At 63.8% G+C, this 11,775-nt stretch carries 11 protein-coding genes; 2 read left to right on the top strand and 9 right to left on the bottom strand.

Translation table 11 applies throughout. The annotated features are described in order from the left end of the window. Nucleotides 1-4: 4 nt before the first annotated feature. The 9 genes from XH96_RS15925 to XH96_RS15885 all read right to left on the bottom strand — a co-directional run bounded on the left by XH96_RS15925 (nt 5) and on the right by XH96_RS15885 (nt 7,461). Nucleotides 5-481: a flagellar protein FlgN gene (locus tag XH96_RS15925; RefSeq protein WP_194393307.1), complete on the bottom strand. Its 477-nt coding sequence runs from the start codon at nt 479-481 to the stop codon at nt 5-7. Nucleotides 482-490: 9 nt separating this feature from the next. Further along, entirely contained in the window at nt 491-751 is a 261-nt protein-coding gene (locus XH96_RS15920; RefSeq protein ID WP_194393306.1) for a hypothetical protein, read from the bottom strand. 3 nt (nt 752-754) lie between these two features. After that, nucleotides 755-2,020, bottom strand: coding sequence for a flagellar hook protein FlgE (flgE, locus tag XH96_RS15915; RefSeq protein ID WP_194393305.1), 1,266 nt, complete (start codon nt 2,018-2,020; stop codon nt 755-757). A gap of 31 nt (nt 2,021-2,051) precedes the next feature. Then, nucleotides 2,052-2,720, bottom strand: a complete 669-nt coding sequence (locus XH96_RS15910) for a flagellar hook assembly protein FlgD (protein ID WP_194393304.1) — start codon at nt 2,718-2,720, stop codon at nt 2,052-2,054. A gap of 468 nt (nt 2,721-3,188) precedes the next feature. Further along, a complete protein-coding gene (locus XH96_RS15905) occupies nt 3,189-3,461 on the bottom strand; it encodes a hypothetical protein (RefSeq protein ID WP_194394150.1) in 273 nt (90 codons plus the stop codon). A 166-nt stretch (nt 3,462-3,627) separates the two neighbouring features. Beyond that, a complete protein-coding gene (gene fliS / locus XH96_RS15900) occupies nt 3,628-4,056 on the bottom strand; it encodes a flagellar export chaperone FliS (protein ID WP_194393303.1) in 429 nt (142 codons plus the stop codon). Continuing rightward, complete coding sequence (fliD, locus tag XH96_RS15895) at nt 4,056-5,732, bottom strand: flagellar filament capping protein FliD (RefSeq protein WP_194393302.1); 1,677 nt, start codon at nt 5,730-5,732, stop codon at nt 4,056-4,058. Before fliD ends, fliS begins: the two co-directional genes overlap by 1 nt. Before the next feature lie 61 nt (nt 5,733-5,793). Then, on the bottom strand, nt 5,794-6,618 hold the full coding sequence (locus tag XH96_RS15890) for a flagellin (protein WP_194393301.1): 825 nt from the start codon (nt 6,616-6,618) through the stop codon (nt 5,794-5,796). A 144-nt stretch (nt 6,619-6,762) separates the two neighbouring features. Next, on the bottom strand, nt 6,763-7,461 hold the full coding sequence (locus XH96_RS15885) for an RNA polymerase sigma factor (RefSeq protein ID WP_194393300.1): 699 nt from the start codon (nt 7,459-7,461) through the stop codon (nt 6,763-6,765). 747 nt (nt 7,462-8,208) lie between these two features. On the opposite strand from XH96_RS15885, the gene XH96_RS15880 reads away from it, so the two are divergent. Both XH96_RS15880 and XH96_RS15875 read left to right on the top strand, forming a co-directional pair. After that, the gene (locus XH96_RS15880) at nt 8,209-10,398 is read left to right on the top strand and encodes a hypothetical protein (protein WP_371740103.1); all 2,190 of its coding nucleotides are present in this window, start codon (nt 8,209-8,211) and stop codon (nt 10,396-10,398) included. A gap of 51 nt (nt 10,399-10,449) precedes the next feature. Next, nucleotides 10,450-11,766: a hypothetical protein gene (locus tag XH96_RS15875; protein ID WP_194393298.1), complete on the top strand. Its 1,317-nt coding sequence runs from the start codon at nt 10,450-10,452 to the stop codon at nt 11,764-11,766. The last annotated feature ends 9 nt before the right edge of the window (nt 11,767-11,775 follow it).

Raw genomic sequence — 11,775 nt, 5'->3', positions numbered from 1 at the left:
TCCGTCAGATGCTGCGGCTGGTGCCGCTGGAGACCGTGCGGGCGGCGGCGACGCGACCGGACGCGCCATAGGGCGACACCGCCGCGATCTGCTCGCGGATCGCCTGCATGACGGCCTCGATCCGGCGGTTGCTGGCCTCGATCGCCGCGCGCAAGCGCACCAGATTCTCGTCCATCGCCGCACGCAGCTTCAGGATCTTGCCCAGAAGCTGCTCGCGCAAGATCCGATCCCTGACGGTCAGGCTGGTCGTTCCCGCCGCGCACTCGGCGACCGTCCGCTCGAAAATCTCCGCGAGCTTGTTCTTCTCGTCGACCTGCTTCAGGCGGGAGGCCGGCAGGCCTTTGGCGAGCTCGGCGTTCTCCTCGGCAACCAGCGCGGTCAGCGTGTCGATCAGCGCAATCAGCGACTTGATCCTGTTATCGCCGCTCGCGACGTTCGTGCCGGTGGCTTGCCTGTTGGCTTTGGCTACACTCATGGTCATCGCTTTCTTCTAGTTGTGCCGTTTGCCGCGGTCGGCCTGCGAGCTGCGCAAATACGCGCCGATCGCGGTCGTCCTGACGGTTGCCTGCCTCATTTCGCTCTCGATCTCCGCGGCCTGCCGCAGGAGACCGCGCCGCGTCGTCTCCAGGTCGTCGAGCAGCGCGAGCAATTGCCTGCGGTCGTTACCCTTGACCGTCGCGGTCCGCGCCAGAAGCCGCCGCAACCGGAGCAGCAGAGCCTCGCCGACGGCGTTTGCCTTTTCGCCTGGCATCGCTCACCTCATCGCCGAGATCAGGGTGTCGTACATCTTGTTGACGGTGGAGATGACCTGTGACGCAGCGGAATACGCCTGTTGCGCCGAAATCATGCTCGAGAACTGACTGGAGGTGTCGGTGGTCGAGGATTCCAGTTCGCTGCCGTAGATCGTGCCCGCGCCGTTCTCCCCGGAGCCCTGCAGCGCGGCATTGCCCGACGTCACCGTCGCTGAATAGATGCCGTTGCTGGAGGCGGCGAGTCCGTTCGGATCGGCGAAGGTCGCCACCGCGATCTTGTAGATCGCGATGGTCTGGCCGTTGGAATAGGTCGCGTTGACGATGCCGTCGTCGCCGATCGAGACGCTCGACAGCTTGCCGTAGGACAGGCCGTCCGAATCGATGCTGGTGACGTTGACCGACGGCGTGGTCTCGCCCGAGGCGTACTGCGTCAGACCGTCGGTCTTGCCGGCGGTGCCCAGATCCATGGTAATGGTGCTATCGGCCGCGCCATCGGTCCAGCCGGTGATCGAGACGGTGGCCGGATCCGGGCTGGTACTGGCGAGCGATCCGTCGCTATTGAAGGTGATGTCGATCGTGCCGGAGGCCGTGCCTGTCGCAGTCGTCGTGTCCGAGGCCGACGTCGGATTTGCAAAACTTGCGCTCCAGGCGTTGGCGCCGGTCTTGGTCCAGGTGATCTGCATCGTGTTCGCGGCACCGAGCGAATCGTAGACCGTCATCGAGCTCGTATAGGTGTCGCCGGTGGCCGCGTCCGACGGCAGGTTCGCCGCGATCGTGGTCTTGGTGGTGGCGCTGCCGCTGGTCGAGGCAATCTGGGTGTTGATGGCTTCGAGATTGCTCGCCGACTCGCTGCCGACGACGTTGCCGTCGGCATCGGTGCGCCACCCCTCGAGATAGTAGCCGTCGTTCTCCAGATAGCCCGCATTGTTGATCGTGAAGGCACCGTTGCGCGTGTAGGCGGCGGTGCCGCCGGAGGTCGCATCAGTCACCACGAAGAAGCCGGAGCCCTGGATCGCGACGTCCGTGGCGTTGGAGGTCGCGGCGAGCAGGCCCTGTTGGGTGATGTTGGCGCGGCCCGAGACGGTGACGCCGCCAGAAGCGTAGGAAGTCGTATTGCTGGAGGCGGTCACGAGCGAGTCGAACATCGCCGACGTCGTCTTGTAGGCGGTCGTGTCGGAATTGGCGATGTTGTCGCTGATCATCGACAGGGACTGGCTCTGGGCGCTGAGCGCCGAGATCGCCGATGACAATGCGCCAGTGAGACTCATGATGAAGCTCCGAGAAAAGCAGGACGTGAGATCAGGATGTGACGCCGAGGATGTTGGCGGCGCTGACCGCGACGCCGTTCACCGTGAGCGAGGGCGTGGACGTCGAAGTGTCGATGCCGGTCACCTTGCCGGTGACGGTCGTGTAGTTGAGCACCGAGTTGCCGGCGGAGTCGGTCGCGGTCACCGAGATCGTGTATTGGCCGCCGTCGGAGAGCTGGTTGCCGCTGGAGTCCTTGCCGTCCCAGGTGAAACTGTTGGAGCCGGAATTACCGGTGCCGGTGCCGGTGTAGACGACATTCCCGGAGGAATCCGAGATGCTGATCGAGACGTCCGAAGCGGTCGACGACAGCGAGTAGCCATAGGTCGCCTCGCCGCTGCTCAAGGTCGCCGTATCGGATTTCGCCTCGACGGTGTGGCCGATGTAGTTCACCGAGTTCAGCGTCACGAGGCTCGAGAACGAGCTCGCCAGCGACGACAAGTTGGAGTTGATCGACTCCTGCGAGGTGAAATTGGCGTAGGAGGTGAGCTGATTGACGAGGTCGGTGGTCGAGGTCGCATCCAGCGGATTCTGGTTCTGCAGCTCGCTGACCAGAATGCTCAGGAAATCGCTGGATGTCAGCGTCGAATTGGACGACGTGCTCGACGACGACGATGTCGTGGCGGTCGCAGTCGTTGCAGAACTCACGGCGGAAACGGTCATCGGAAACTCCGGCCTTCTCTTGCTGCCGGCGACCAGTGTTGGCTCGCGGCGCTTGAAATCTGTGTGCTGATGAAACGGGTGGGCGTGCGGATTCAGGCGGCGATTCACGCGCGCGAGAACGGCATTCGACGCGGCAAAAACTGCCGTGTGCGGGCGGGCGTTAGAGGAGCGACGAGATCAAGGTAATTCGTTGCGGCGATAGAGCCGTGCTCTCTTGCTTCGGCTGCGGCAAAGCCATCGCTCACGATCGAGCGTTGGGGCACCGATGCTTCCACAGCGTCGTGGCCCGGCTTATCCGGGCCATCACGCTTCGCCGCGCAGCACGACGACCGTGGATGCCGGAACAAGCCCGGACATGAGGACATCTAAAGCGCGATGAGATTTGGATGAACTATTGTTTGAGCATGATCTTTTCGGAACGCCGCTGCACGCGTTCCCGGATCATGCTCTGGCAGTCGATGTGAGAGCTCAGCTCTCCGCCGTCTCGCCTTCGGTGCGCGGCTCGGTCGTGTCATCTTTCATTTTCGCGGCCGCAGCGACGATGCGGTCGGCGAGCCCTGCCGGCGCGCGTACCGGCGGTGCCGCGAGCGCGAGGCGCAGGGCGCGCGCCTCTTCCAGCAGGGCTTGCGCAGCGGGCGATCGCGACAGCAGCTCTTCGGCGGGCAAGCGCCGGTCGTCGGGCCAGAGGGAGAGATCCTCGCCCAGCCGATCGATCAGTTCCTCAAACTCGGTAACGTCCATCGCCGATCCCGCCTCGGTCAGGCCCGTCATAAAGCATCGCAGGCGCGGCGGAAACCGGATTTCGGCGGCCTCGGCCGCCAAAAGCGCCGCAGCACCGCGGAAAGCGAGGGAAACGGCGGGCTGGATGACCGCCTGCTCTCCCCCGCGTCGCATTGGGCGGGCGACTTCAGCCCTTGCGGGCCGAATCGGCTGGCCCAGGCTTGCCGCCCCGCACGATCGTGTCGACGAACTCCCAGGCCTCCCGCAGTTCGGTCAGCCCGGCGATGATGCGGCCGAAACTTTGGCGGGCGTGCGGACGGCCATAGGCCTTGTGGCTCGCCAGGATCATCGCGTGGTAGGTCTGGAACAGCCGCTCCGCCACGTCGCCGCCTTTGGCGAAATCGAGGTTGTGGCTGAGCCCACGCAGGATCGCGGTCGCCTTCATCAGGTGCTCGTGCCCTTCCTCGAAACGCCTTGCCTCCTGGGCGGCGAGCGATTTCTGGAGAGACGTGATCGTGCCGCCGAGCAGCATCACGACCGCCTTGAGCGGCGGCACAGTCGTTGCCGTTCCCCGATAGGCCTGGTTGGCCATGTACGCCATCGGATTATGCATCATCAATCACTCGAGCTGTTGAGCAGGGCCTTGAGATAATCGAGCGTGCTGTTCGCACTCTCGATCGCGGCTTGGTATTTCGCGTACTGCGTCTGCAGCTGCGACTGCAGCGTCGCCGCGGCGCTGTTGATGTCATCGACCTTTTGCTGGAGCTCGTCGTCGCGCGTCGTCAGGCTGGTGATCTGCGTCTGCAGCGCGCCAGTCGATGACGAATAATTCTTCGCAATCTCGTAGATCTGCGATGCAATCCCGGTGGTCGAGGTTACCGTGATCGACTGCGACGTCGAGCCGCTATAGGTGAAGGCCATGCCGGCATAGATCGAGCCGGACGCGCCGATGATCGTGGTGCCGCTGACCGTAAACAGCGAGGAGTCGCCGCCGACCGAGGCCGAGGACAGGTTGCCGTCGGAATCGACGCTCAGTTCCAGGGTGAAGGATTGCGGCGACGTACCGGTATTGACGACGCTGAGCTGGCTCGACGACGTCGTGGTCTGCGCCGACAGCAGTTCGGTCACGCCGCTCAGGTTGGTGCTCAGGATCTCCGACAACGTGCTGGTATCGAGCTCAAGCTCGTTCTTCTCGTTGAAGGACAGGCCGAGATCGGCCATCGTCATGCCGCCCACGGTGCTGTTCAGGGCGTTCTGGAGCGCATCCATAATGTTGCGCATGGTTCCGTCACCGAACAGGACCGCGCTCGAATCTGCGGTGCCGTCGGTCGCGGTCGTCTGCTGGGCGATGACCTCGTCGCGAAAGGCATTGTAGTTGGTGACGAAGGTCTCCAGCGCCGATTGGATCTGGCTGGTGTCGGTCTCGATACTGATGTTCAGCGAGGTTCCGTCCGGCGTCGCCTGGAGCAGGTTGAAGGTGACCCCGCTCAGAACGTCGGTGATGTCGTTGGTGTCGCGGGTCATCGAAATGCCGTCCAGCGTGAATTCGGCCGACTGTGCCTCCTGGATGATGTTGGTGAAGCTGCCCGAGCTGTCGGTCACGCCGAGCTCGTTCATGATGTCGTCACCGGACGTGCTGGAATAGGTGATGTCCGCCGCATCCGCGGTGCCGGTCAGCACCATCTGGAATGACGTGCTGGACACCTGCACGATGGAGGCCTGGACGTTGGTGGTCGAGGTCTGTGCATTGATGGTATCGACGACGTCCTGTAGCGACATCGTGCTGGTGACCGTGATGTCGGACGTAGCCCCGCCGTCCAGACCGATGGAAAACGTGCCGGAATAGCCGAGCTCGTCGGTCTGGCTCGATTGCGAAGCACCGGACACCTTCTGCGCGGTGGCGATCTGGCTGATCGTCAGCGTGTGGTCGCCGATCGCGGCCCCGTTCTTGATGCTCATCGAGAGCGCCGAGGAGGCGCTGACGTCGCCGGTCGAGCCGATGCTCGCCGCGCGCGTCGCAAAGGCGCTCGTGGACAGCGAGTTGACCACCGCAGTCGAAAGCGATGCCAAGCCGGAGTACAGCGTCTTCAGATCGCTCTGGAGCGTCTGGTAGGCCGCTATCTTGGCCTCGTTGTTCGTGATCGTCGTCGAGATCGTGTCCGCCTGCGCGGTCTTCGCATCGACGGCGGACTGGATCAGCGCAGACCAATCAATGCTGCTCGAATTGGTGGTCCCGCTCGTGGTGACGGTGACGCCCGAACTTGTGCTGCTGGTCGAACTGACGCTGGTCACTTTGCCCGAATATCCCTGGTAGTGGGCGGGCCGGCATCATGCCGGCCCGCCCAGATCATCATCAGCCCAGCAGCTTGAGCAGGTACTGGGGCATCTGGTTCGCCGCCGCCAGCGCCGACACCGCGGCCTGGGTCTTCACCTCCGCGGAGGAAAGCTTGGACTGTTCGGCCGCAATATCGACGTCCTCGATCGCCGAGTTCGCCGACTGCAGGTTCTGGGTCTGGGTCGAGATCGAGTCGGCGCTGAAATTGAAGCGGGACTCCTGGGCGCCGATGCTGGCACGGGCCGCGGAGACCGTGTCGATCGCCGTATCCAGCGCGGTCAACGCCGTGGTCGCGTCCGACAGCGTACTCACGTCGAGCGAAGACACGCCGAGCGAAGAGGCCGTGAGGCTCGTGAGAGTGATGGTGATGGTATCCGAGCCCGAGGAGCCGACCAGAACGGAGACGCCGGAGGCGAACACGCTCGAGCCGTCGAGCAGGCTTTGGCTGGAATAGCGGGTGCCGGACGCGATCGAGTCGATTTGAGCCGTCAGCTGCGTGAACTCCGAGTTGATGTAGGCGCGGCTGGAGTCCGTCACGGTGCCCGAAGCCGATTCCGACGCCAGCGACTTCATGCGTGCGAGAATGTCGGAGATGTTGGAGGCGCCGCCGTCAGCAGTCTGCAGGATCGCGGTGGCCTGCGAGGCGTTGGTCGCAGCCTGCTGCAAGGTGGTGACGTCCGAGGAGATGCGGGTGGAGATCGCAAGGCCGGCGGCGTCGTCGGATGCGGAGGTGATACGCGAGCCGCTCGACAGCTTCGAGAGCGAGCTGGTTTCCTGCGCGGAGTTGATGTTGAGATAGCGGACCGCCGCATTGGCGGCAGTGTTGGTGTTGATTGCGGGCATCTGAAGCTCCTATCTTGATGGGCACGGCGTGCCGCTTCGTGGGAATCGACTTACGACGACGCGGACCGCAGCCCCGTCCGTTCGCTCAAACGGCGGAGTACGAGGAGATCAGGCGCGAAAATCTTCGCGAGGCGATTTTTATGGTTAGCAGTCAGTAAACGCAGTGCGGATGTCACGCTCGTGCTTGCGCAGGAGCTGGCGAAGCTGCTGGCGGCCGCGCTTGAGCAGCGACTCGACGGCGGCGACGGTTGTATCCATCACCTGGGCAATCTCGCCGTTGCTCATGTTTTCGTGGTAGGACAGGATCACCGCAACGCGCTGTTGCTCGGGCAAGCGCTGCATCGCGAGTTCAAGCATGTCGTTCAGCTCATTGCGCTCGATGAGCTCGACGGCGCCAGGCTGATTGTCGGCGACTTCCGGCACGGCCTCGACGTTCTCGGTGCGCGGCTTGCGACGCAGATCGATGCAGCGGTTGGAGATGACACGGTAGAGCCAAGTCGAGAATTTGGCGCGGCCGTGCTGCCAGCGTCCGCGATGGCTCCAGATCTTGAGCATGGAATCCTGCACCACGTCCTCGGCGTCCGCGGCATTGCCGACGATGCGCAGTGCAATGGCATAGGCACGATCGATGTGACGCTCGACCAGCATGCGGAATGCGACTTCGTCGCCGGTAGCGAGCCTGTCCAGGAGTTCGCTGTCCTCGTCATAGACGACATCGGCAGTATCAGGAGCGCCGTCCGGCGCGAGCGGCGCGGACGGCATCATCGGCACCGTCGCTTCGACCGGCACCGTTGTCGCGATCTCGGTCTCGGCGGGAGCCCAGACATCAGCAGCGTAACTCATCCCGCAACCTCCAACCCGCAATGCCGGCGGCGCCCATGCCACACGGCTTCCAAGCGTTGAACGCGCGGCGAAAGCAATCCAGGCGATGAATTTCTCTTGTTTTTCAAGATGTTATCTGGTCATTTTTGCCGGGTGCCGGGCAATAATTGCCCGGTTGCGTGATCGTCGCGCGCGTCGCACCTGCAATCATCACATCGTCTCGCGCCATGGCGGATCGTCCATCCTGAACAGATGTCGTCGAGAGAAAACGCTGACATTACGCGGCACTAGGTGATCAAGCGCGACACGCGCTTGGTGCATGAAGCGACGATTATTTCCGAGTGTGAATGAACGCGAGACGACTTCCGCACCCGGCAATTTTTTCCGAATCACCTTTTCGAACCTAACGATTTTTTTCGATCTGTCAGTCGCGACGAATGCGATTTTGAATCGCGCGTGAATTTTTTTCGCTCGCGTGGCGCCTGACCTCACGCGCAGGCACGTTAATCGCTCTGATTGGCGGGGATTACTGGCATGACGATCGCAACGACTGGCGCCGCGCGCCGCGCGCAAATTGTTTCTGCTTGGTCGTTCGATGTTTTCGATACATTTCTGCTTCGCGCCTGCACGACGCCAGATGGCGTTTTTGAAAGGACTTATGAGCTTTCTGGCATTTCAAGATCTTGTCCCAATGTTTCCGCAAGTTTCGTCCAGCATCGCATCCAGGCCGAATCGCGTGCACGCCGGACCGCGAAGGAGAAACGCGGCGTGGGCGAGGTGCACATCGACGAGATCTATTCCTATTTTCCGTTCAGGCTCTTCGGTCTGGCGCGCGGCGATCTGACGGATCTGGTCGAATCGGAGTTTGCGGCGGAGATCGAGCTCTGCCGCGTCAATCCGGACATGCTTCGGCAATATCAAGACATGAAGCGCGCGGGTCACCGCGTCGGCTTCATCTCCGACACGTATTGGAATTCCGACCGGCTGGCGCGATTGCTGCAAGCTTGCCATCCCGATCTGAGCTGGGACTTTCTCTACGCATCCTGCGACCACGGCAGCGGCAAGAGCGGGTCGCTGTTCGCGACCTATTTGTCGGAGCAGAGCATCGACGCCAGCGCCTCCTTTCACGTCGGCGACAATGACAAGGCCGACATCAGAGGCGCGAAGCGCCACGGCATTCGCCCGCGCTACTATCCGCAAGCCACCGCCGAGCTTGCAGCGAAATTTCAGCGCGAGACCGCGCTGTTCGAGCTGTTGTGCACGGGTGCGCCGTCTCGGCTCGATCACGGCGCACGCACTTTGCGGCGCATGGTCGCCGCGCGCAGCGCCGGGAGGTCGCCGGCCTTCCATCTGGGAGTGACAGTGCTCGGTGCGGTGATGACGGCATTCGATGCCTTTGTCGCCCGGCGCTGCGAAGAGGTTGCAGGTCCCGGCCGAAAGGTCGCCCTCGGCTTCCTCGGCCGCGACGGCTTTCTGTCGCACCGGATCTGGCAGCAACTGCACGGCATGACCTCGGCCTATATCGAGATCAACCGCCGCGTCAGCCTGATCGCCTCCGCCGACACGATGCAGCCGATCATCGATCTTCTGAGCAAGGTCCTGAAGATCGACGCTCCAACCTTTCGCGACATGATGAAGCTCATGCCCCCGAAGGTCGCCGCGTTCTTTGCGAAGTCGCCCGACGGCATCGTGACTGGCCTGGAGATTGCCGAGGCGCTGCCCGAGCTGATGGAAGCGGATGCGATCGGCGAGCTCGCAACGGGCCTCCGCGCGCGGTTGCTTTCCCATCTGCGTCACGCGATCCCCGACTTCGACGACTGCACCGATCTCGTGCTCGCCGATCTCGGCTATTCCGGGAGCGTGCAGAAGGCGCTGCGTCGGATCTTCGAGCTGGAAGGCCTCAATATACGCCTCCACGGCGCCTATCTGATCTCGCTCGATGACGCCTTCGACGACGTCGCGGAGGAGGACAGCGCCACGGGCTTCATCTCCGATCTCGTCGTCACGCCCCATGTGAAGCGCATGCTGATCCGCAACATTGCGCTGCTGGAGCAGGTCTGCTGTTCGGCCGACGGTTCGGTCCGCGACTATGACGGCGGCACGGTGCTGCGGGAGATCAATCCGCGACCCGCCAGCCAGATCACGCTGGCGGCGGACATCCAGGCCGGTACGCTGGCCTTTGCGGAATGTGCAGAACAGGTCGCGGTGGATTTTCGTCTGAGCCCCTATGCCGCGCCCGATGTCGCCGCGCGCTGGTGCGTGGCGACCTTGGCCCGGCTTCTGCTGCTGCCGGACGAGGACGAACTGGCGCTGCTGGGCGAACTGAAGCACGACGTCAATCTCGGCACCCATGCGCTGGCGCCAATGATCGACGGCGACTTCATCCGTCGGCAGATCACCGCCCGCGGCCTCTCAGCCGCCTGCACGACATCGGCACCGCCGATGTGGCTTGCGGGCTGCTTTGCGCGCCTGTCGGCGTCCCACTCCTATCTCTACACGCTGTTCGGCGCCAACCGCCTGCCGGCCGACGTCTTCGAGGAGAGGCCCCGCGGCCGGGTCCAGGTCGGATTGTTTCGCGGGAACGGTGAAGCGACGCTGGAGACGGTGACAGTTCACCACACCGGCCTCGGCGAGCTGCGCGTCCGTATTCCGGTCTCGCGCGCGATGGGCATCGCCACGATTGTCCTGCCGCTGCCCAAATTCGCCGCCGAAGGTCTGCTGCATGGCGTGACGATCCAGAGCGCCGCCGACGTCCGCGACGCCGCGGAAAGCCAGAACGTGGTCGGCATCGCGGCTGAGAGCCTGGTCTTCGCCGGGATAGAGCGCAGCGGCGACCATTATCGCGCCGAGGGCGAGGATGGCTGCCTGCTGATCCCGGTCGCTCCCATGACCGAGGATATCGCGATCTACTCCGTGGCAATTACGCCGCTTGGCGCCCCTCCCAAATCGTCCGCCTGATCGCATCGCCTCGACCGTTGAAGTCCAAGGGCTGAGACCGGGGGTACGGAATTGACGGACGAGACGCGCGAAAACCTTGATCGGCTGTTGCAATCCGACGGCGTGAGGCTCGGCCGGACCCAGCGCGACCGCCTCGACTGGCTGGTCAAGCAGTACGGCGCGCCGCTTCGCGATTTCAGCGAGTGCCGGCGGGCCGGCGTCATCATCCTCAAGGAGCCGCCAAGCGGCGCGGCCGCCGAGCTGTTCTACCGCTCACTAACGCCCGGCTGCGCCGTCGTCATTCCCAGAGGCGAGAACCCCGGCTTCGACTTCCTCAAGTCCAAGCTGACCGAGTTCGGCACTGTCAGCCCCGGCGGCGCGGACGGCCCGCATGAAATGTGGTGGGGCGGCATCGGCTGGTCGAAATTCCTCACCTCAGCCGATTCATCCACTGTCCGTCCGCGGATCGTCTCCTGCTACCCGCGCGGCGGCGACGCAACCGCGGTCTCCGCGCTCCGGTATTCGCTCGAACGGTTTGACCTCGCCTGCCACATCGAGCCGATCGACACTCAGCTCGGCGACCGCATCCTTTGCTTCGAGAAGACCGAGTTCATGATGAGGATGTGGAACAAGTATCGCGAGCCGCTGCTGTTCGTCGAAGCCGGCGCGGTGCTGCGCGAGCCGCCGCTGCTGCCGTCCTTCCTGGGCTGCGACGTGGCCTTGCACAAGTGGAATCGCTGGGAGATGTCGGCGCGCACGCTCTATCTCGGCCGCACCAGGGCTGCGGAGATGATGCTGCGCACGTGGCAGCAGCTCGCCGCGTCCTATCCTGCGATCTGGGAGGGCTATCTGCTCGACCAGGCCTGGAGCCTGACATCTTCCCAAACGCCTCTCGACACCGTCTGGTTGCCGCGCTCCTACCACGCGCTGAAGGGTGACCTCGGCGCGATGCGTGCCACGATCCTGCACGACCAGCAAACGACGACGCTGGAGCTCGGTCCCGATCCCGGCTTTGCCGGCATCGCGCGCGCAGCTCGCCGCGCCGGACGGACCGGCGCTCGCGACGCCTTCATGGTCATGACCTCGAAAGCCGAGACCGGCACCGGCATCGCCGTGATCCTGCGGGATGTCTCCGCCAGTGACGCCGGCGCGGTGGCTGCGACCGTGGAAGCCGTGACGGGCGCCTATGCCGCCAATTGCGGCGGCTACGGCCGGCTCGAACTGTCCCTCTGCGCCTGGCAGGACGACGTCGGCGCCGCCCGCGAAGCCGCCGCCCAGGCGCGCTACCGCATCCTGGAGATCGCGCCGGGACAGCGCATCGCCAACGACTTCTTTGCGACCCACGCTTCCGACGAAGCGGCCATGACCGCCCGCCATCTCTTCCCCTGACGGACACCT

Origin of the sequence: Bradyrhizobium sp. CCBAU 51765 (assembly GCF_015291725.1) — a bacterium.
Taxonomy (GTDB): Bacteria; Pseudomonadota; Alphaproteobacteria; order Rhizobiales; family Xanthobacteraceae; genus Bradyrhizobium; species Bradyrhizobium liaoningense.
Note: the sequence above shows the minus strand (reverse complement) of the source record. Positions and strands in the feature narration are given on the sequence as shown.

Bases quoted from the DNA above. Each gene is read 5' to 3' on its own strand.
- fliS (WP_194393303.1), bottom strand. From the start codon at position 4,056: ATGATGCATAATCCGATGGCGTACATGGCCAACCAGGCCTATCGGGGA.
- XH96_RS15920 (WP_194393306.1), bottom strand. From the start codon at position 751: ATGCCAGGCGAAAAGGCAAACGCCGTCGGCGAGGCTCTGCTGCTCCGG.
- XH96_RS15885 (WP_194393300.1), bottom strand. From the start codon at position 7,461: ATGAGTTACGCTGCTGATGTCTGGGCTCCCGCCGAGACCGAGATCGCG.
- XH96_RS15925 (WP_194393307.1), bottom strand. From the start codon at position 481: ATGACCATGAGTGTAGCCAAAGCCAACAGGCAAGCCACCGGCACGAAC.
- flgE (WP_194393305.1), bottom strand. From the start codon at position 2,020: ATGAGTCTCACTGGCGCATTGTCATCGGCGATCTCGGCGCTCAGCGCC.
- XH96_RS15910 (WP_194393304.1), bottom strand. From the start codon at position 2,720: ATGACCGTTTCCGCCGTGAGTTCTGCAACGACTGCGACCGCCACGACA.
- XH96_RS15890 (WP_194393301.1), bottom strand. From the start codon at position 6,618: ATGCCCGCAATCAACACCAACACTGCCGCCAATGCGGCGGTCCGCTAT.
- XH96_RS15905 (WP_194394150.1), bottom strand. From the start codon at position 3,461: ATGGACGTTACCGAGTTTGAGGAACTGATCGATCGGCTGGGCGAGGAT.